The organism is uncultured Flavobacterium sp. (genome assembly GCF_937967675.1).
In the GTDB taxonomy this organism is placed as follows: domain Bacteria; phylum Bacteroidota; class Bacteroidia; order Flavobacteriales; family Flavobacteriaceae; genus Flavobacterium.
The window spans coordinates 1-5,446 of the sequence record NZ_CALBSN010000197.1 but is presented as its reverse complement, the minus strand read 5'-3'; the positions used below and the strand labels follow the sequence as shown (position 1 = coordinate 5,446).

Below are 5,446 nucleotides of genomic sequence, written 5' to 3'. Positions count from 1 at the left end.
TTCACTTTCAAATTTGACATATTTCTCTCTAATTTTTTGTAAACCAATTATAAATAAAATAGTAAGGTGCTATTTCAAGGGTGCAAAGATATAAAATAAAATAAAATATTTTACGTAATAGTAAATTTTGATACAATTTCAATGCAACCAAGTAAGTAGTGATGTTTATGGTGATTAGGGTAATCAATAATGTCCAAAAAAACCAATCTGAATCAAATGAATTGTAGAATAAAATGATGTTAACTGGTAATAAAATGAATCCAAAATAAGCTCTATAGTTGACTTTCAACAAGTTGAATTGTTCGTTAAATTCTTCAATTTTAAATGCTGTTGCAATAATTTTCTCAATTAAGAATTTAGAGAGGATAAAAACACTCAAAAAAGTAAAGATTTGGATATAAACAATCAAATCGGTTTTTTCAGCTCTATGAAATTGATTTAAAACCAATAGCGTAAAAAACGAAAATGAAATTAACTGCAAAACAAACATCGAAATGGTAAAACCACTCATCAAGTTACTACTATCGCGATAAATTTTAGTGTATTTATCGGAATAAGCCAATCGAACAAACTCGTTAAATCGAACAGAAGATATGGTTTTGTTAATGGCAATTATAGCCAAGCAGATAATAAACAAGATGGTTGCCCAATCTTTGTTTTCGATGATTCTGTCGTGTAATTGAATTGCTAACATAATTGGCGCAAAATTACAAAAAATAGTGTCACTTTCATTATTATAAAATTATTAAGAATTGTCAGCTAGAAATACCTTATTTTTGCAGTTGAAATACAAGATTTTTATGGCCCAGGGTATTGTTGTAATTCCAACTTTTAACGAAATTGAAAATATTGAAGCAATTCTAAAGGCAGTTTTGACTTTGCCTACTCCTTTTCATGTTTTAATCGTAGATGACAATTCGCCTGATGGAACAGTTACAAAAGTGAAAGAAATGCAAGAAGAATTTCCAAATCGATTGCATCTAAAAGTACGTATGAAAAAATCGGGTTTAGGTACGGCTTATGTGGCGGGGTTTAAATGGGCACTTTCTCATGGATATGACTATATTTTTGAAATGGATGCCGATTTTTCTCACAATCCAAATGATTTAGAAAAGTTGTTAGTTGCTTGTGAAAATGGTGCAGATGTTGCCATTGGTTCCCGATATTCTAACGGAGTTAATGTGGTAAATTGGCCTTTGAGTCGTGTTTTACTATCTTATTTTGCTTCCGTTTACGTTCGAATGATAACAGGTATGAAAATTGCAGATGCTACTGCAGGATTCAAATGTTACAGAAGACAAGTTTTAGAAGCTATCAATTTGGATAAAATAAAATTTGTGGGTTATGCGTTTCAGATTGAAATGAAATATCGCGCTTTCGTAAAGAATTTTAAAATTGTTGAAGTGCCTATCATTTTTACCGATAGAACAAAAGGACAATCAAAAATGAGTGGAGGAATTATTCGCGAAGCCGTAGTAGGAGTAATAATGTTGAGGTTAAGAAAAATATTTAATAGATTATAATGAGTACTGTTTTAATTCGAAATGCCAAAATTGTTAATGAAGGAGCTATTTTTGAAGGTGATATTTTAATTGAGAATGAATTCATTAAAGAGATTGCTGAAAAAATAAGTCCCAAATCGTCTGATTGTGTTATTATTGATGCGGAAGGAAGCTATGTAATGCCTGGAGCAATTGACGATCAAGTGCATTTTAGAGAGCCAGGGCTTACCCACAAAGGAAATATTGAAACGGAAAGTAGAGCTGCTGTAGCAGGGGGAATAACTTCTTTTATTGAACAGCCAAATACAGTTCCAAATGCCGTTACACAAGAACTTTTAGAAGATAAATATCAAATTGCAGCTAAAACATCTTATGCGAATTATTCGTTTATGATGGGAGGAACCAATGATAACTTAGACGAAGTTTTAAAAACCAATCCAAGAAATGTTGCCGGAATTAAATTGTTTTTGGGTTCTTCAACAGGTAACATGTTGGTAGATAATCCAGAAGTTTTAGAAAAGATTTTCTCTTCAACAAAAATGTTAATTGCGGTTCATTGTGAAGATGAAGCTACGATTAAAACCAATACCCAAAAATATAAAGAAGAATTTGGTGATGATATACCAATGAAGTATCATCATTTAATTCGAAGTGAAGAAGCGTGTTATTTGTCTTCTTCTAAAGCGATTGAATTAGCTAAAAAGACAGGAGCTCGTTTGCATGTTTTCCATTTGTCAACAGCGAAAGAAATGGAGTTGTTTACCAATAAGATTCCATTAGAACAAAAACAAATTACTGCCGAAGTTTGTGTCCATCATTTATGGTTTACAGATGCTGATTATGAAACAAAAGGCTCTCTAATCAAATGGAATCCTGCCGTAAAAACACAGGCTGATAAAGATGCCTTATGGAAAGCTTTGTTAGATGATAGAATTGATGTCATCGCAACCGATCACGCTCCTCATACTTTAGAAGAAAAATGTAATCCCTATTTAACTTGTCCTTCAGGAGGTCCGTTAGTACAACATGCGGTTGTTGCTTTATTTGAAGCGCATCATCAAGGAAAGATTTCTGTAGAAAAGATTGTTGAAAAGATGTGTCATAATCCTGCTAAAATTTTCAAAATTGAGAAACGTGGATTTATTCGTGAAGGATTCTATGCCGATTTAGCAATTGTAAATACTCATTTGCCTTGGAATGTAAAGAAAGAGAATATTTTATATAAATGTGGTTGGTCACCTTTTGAAGGATATAATTTTAAATCAAGAGTAACACATACTTTTGTTAATGGGAAATTAGTTTATCAAAATGGAAAGGTAAAAGACTTAAAGGTAGGTCAACGTTTATTATTTGAAAGATAAATATAATGAAACAATTACTATTCTTGTTTGTTACTATTTTTATAGTATCTTGTTCTAAGAATCCTGTTCCAAAACCGGATAATTTATTGGATGAAAAAACAATGGTCGATATTTTATATGATGTATCATTGCTTCAAGCCATTGAAGGTTCTATGCCAAATAAATTGATGGAGCATAATATTGAAATGGATCAATATATTTTTAAAAAATATAAAATTGACAGTGTAACATATCGTCAAAATCAGATGTATTATGCTGGAGATGCAAGAAAATTCAAAAAAATCTACAAGAAAGTTTTGGAAAGATTAGACAAAGAAAAACAAACAGAATCTAATAATAAGAATCAAAGTTCTAGTTCAATTGCTCCTGATTCAACTTTAGAATAGTTTTTAAATAACTTTCTTTTTTTTGAAAAGTAAAATTAAGTTCACATTCAATTTTTGAAGTATTAAAAGGGCTTGTAGTGTGTGATGCATTTGCAGTACTTCGGGTTAATTTTCGTTTACGATTTAGTAGTTTGGAAATCAACCAATCCATTCGCCAAGCTATAGAAGTCATCCATTTTGTAGCTTCGATAGATGGCCTTTTAACTTGTAGTTCTTCTGCAATAAAATCAAGTAATGCTTTTGTCGAAATATTTTCGCCTACTAGAGTATAACGTTCTCCGTTTATTGAACTTTTCATGAGTTCTGTCATGCCTTTCGTTACATCTTCAACACCAATAATTCCAATGTTACCTTTGGTATAAAACAATAATCCATTTTTAACGGATTGAATAATTACATCACTTCCTTTTTTTGGGAAACCGTAACCAAAAATCACACCCGGATTCACAATTACGACTTCTAAGCCTTCTTGATGTCCACGCCAAACTTCCATTTCAGCACCATATTTTGTAATCGCGTAATCACTGTGTAATTCTTCTGGATTCCATTCGGTTTCTTCGGTGATACTGGTTTCGAGTTCTTTTGGAGTTCCTAAAGCAGCTATAGAACTTACATGACAAAGTTTTTTTATACCAAAATCAATACAACAATTTACCACATTTGCAGTTCCTTCAATATTGATTTTTCGCAGTTCTTCTTCATCACTAGGGTCAAACGAAATCAATGCCGCACAATGATATACATGTGTGATATTTTCAAAAGCAATTTCTAACGAAGGAATATTCGTAATATCGCCTTTTACCCAAATGATTTTATCAAAAAGAGCGGTTTGATTATAAAAAGCAAAAACATTTTTCACTTTTTCAATTTGTTTTTCAGAACGAAATAGCGCTTTTACTTCCTCATTTTCTTGAAGAAGTTGTACTAATAAATGCGAACCTACTAAACCTGTTGCTCCTGTAACTAAAATCATGATGTAAAGATAATATTTTTTGCTGGAAGCTGGAAGTTGGATTTACTAAGAATTGTTTTTGGACTTGAGCTTTAATTTACCCTTGAATTTTGAATAAAACTTTTAAACTTTTAAACTAAAAACTATCTTTGCTCAAATTATTAAGAATCATGAAAAATTTTATTGAAGAAGTGACTTGGAGAGGAATGCTCCACGACGTAATGCCAGGCACAGAAGAACATTTGATGGAGCAGATGCGTGTGGCGTATGTGGGTATTGATCCAACCGCCGATTCATTGCATATAGGACATTTAGTTGGGGTGATGTTATTGAGACATTTTCAATTGAGTGGTCATAAACCTTTAGCGCTTGTAGGTGGAGCAACAGGAATGATTGGTGATCCATCAGGAAAATCTAATGAAAGAAATTTATTAGATGAAGCTACTTTGCGTCACAATCAAGAAGCTATTAAAGGACAATTGGCTCGCTTTTTAGATTTTACTTCAGCCGAACCTAATGCTGCCGAGTTAGTAAACAATTACGATTGGATGAAAGAATTCTCTTTCTTAGATTTCATTCGCGATGTGGGTAAACATATTACAGTGAACTACATGATGGCGAAAGATTCAGTAAAAAAACGTTTAACTGGAGAAACTTCAGAAGGAATGTCGTTTACTGAATTTACATACCAATTAGTACAAGGATATGACTTTTTACATTTATACCGTGCAAAAAAATGTACGCTACAAATGGGCGGAAGTGACCAATGGGGAAATATCACCACGGGAACAGAATTAGTGCGTAGAATTGAATCTGGAAAAGCCTATGCCTTAACTTGTCCGTTGATTACAAAAGCGGATGGAACGAAATTCGGAAAATCAGAAGGTGGCAATATTTGGTTAGATCCGGAAAGAACTTCACCTTACAAATTCTACCAATACTGGTTAAATACTTCGGATGTTGATGCTGAAAAATACATTAAGATTTTCACGTTCTTAGACAAAGAAACCATTGAAAAATTAATTGCAGCACATAACGAAGCGCCTCATTTAAGAGCGTTACAAAAACGTTTAGCAGAAGAAATCACTACAATGGTTCATTCTGCAACAGATTTGGAAAATGCAATTGCAGCATCCAATGCTTTTTTTAGTCCGTCAATGGATGAGTTGAAAAAGTTAGATGAGAAAACCTTTTTAGAAGTTTTTGATGGTGTTCCTCAAGCTGAGATTTCAATGGAAGATTTGA

At 32.6% G+C, this 5,446-nt stretch carries 6 protein-coding genes; 4 read left to right on the top strand and 2 right to left on the bottom strand.

Features of this window, described 5'->3' with window-relative positions; all coding sequences use genetic code 11:
* Positions 1–28 precede the first annotated feature (28 nt).
* Entirely contained in the window at positions 29–694 is a 666-nt protein-coding gene (locus Q0075_RS12915) for a DUF4271 domain-containing protein (protein ID WP_297869869.1), read from the bottom strand.
* 106 nt (positions 695–800) lie between these two features.
* Here Q0075_RS12915 and Q0075_RS12910 point away from each other — a divergent pair, with 106 nt between their 5' ends.
* Genes Q0075_RS12910 through Q0075_RS12900 form a run of 3 tightly spaced genes read left to right on the top strand, consistent with a single transcriptional unit; the run spans position 801 to position 3,249 of the window.
* The gene (locus tag Q0075_RS12910; protein ID WP_297869868.1) at positions 801–1,523 is read left to right on the top strand and encodes a polyprenol monophosphomannose synthase; all 723 of its coding nucleotides are present in this window, start codon (positions 801–803) and stop codon (positions 1,521–1,523) included.
* The gene (locus Q0075_RS12905; protein WP_297869867.1) at positions 1,523–2,863 is read left to right on the top strand and encodes a dihydroorotase; all 1,341 of its coding nucleotides are present in this window, start codon (positions 1,523–1,525) and stop codon (positions 2,861–2,863) included. Before Q0075_RS12910 ends, Q0075_RS12905 begins: the two co-directional genes overlap by 1 nt.
* Positions 2,864–2,868: 5 nt before the next feature.
* Positions 2,869–3,249, top strand: coding sequence for a DUF4296 domain-containing protein (locus tag Q0075_RS12900; RefSeq protein ID WP_297869866.1), 381 nt, complete (start codon positions 2,869–2,871; stop codon positions 3,247–3,249).
* Here the strand turns inward: Q0075_RS12900 and Q0075_RS12895 are convergent.
* Positions 3,215–4,222, bottom strand: coding sequence for an NAD-dependent epimerase/dehydratase family protein (locus Q0075_RS12895; protein ID WP_297869865.1), 1,008 nt, complete (start codon positions 4,220–4,222; stop codon positions 3,215–3,217). The two genes, Q0075_RS12900 and Q0075_RS12895, sit on opposite strands and share 35 nt — an antisense overlap.
* A gap of 149 nt (positions 4,223–4,371) precedes the next feature.
* Here Q0075_RS12895 and tyrS point away from each other — a divergent pair.
* Positions 4,372–5,446: tyrosine--tRNA ligase (gene tyrS / locus Q0075_RS12890; RefSeq protein ID WP_297869864.1), on the top strand; the 1,075-nt coding region annotated here is incomplete at its 3' end.

Coding starts and splice junctions, on each gene's coding strand:
- Q0075_RS12915 (WP_297869869.1), bottom strand. CDS start 694: ATGTTAGCAATTCAATTACACGACAGAATCATCGAAAACAAAGATTGG.
- Q0075_RS12910 (WP_297869868.1), top strand. CDS start 801: ATGGCCCAGGGTATTGTTGTAATTCCAACTTTTAACGAAATTGAAAAT.
- Q0075_RS12905 (WP_297869867.1), top strand. CDS start 1,523: ATGAGTACTGTTTTAATTCGAAATGCCAAAATTGTTAATGAAGGAGCT.
- Q0075_RS12900 (WP_297869866.1), top strand. CDS start 2,869: ATGAAACAATTACTATTCTTGTTTGTTACTATTTTTATAGTATCTTGT.
- Q0075_RS12895 (WP_297869865.1), bottom strand. CDS start 4,222: ATGATTTTAGTTACAGGAGCAACAGGTTTAGTAGGTTCGCATTTATTA.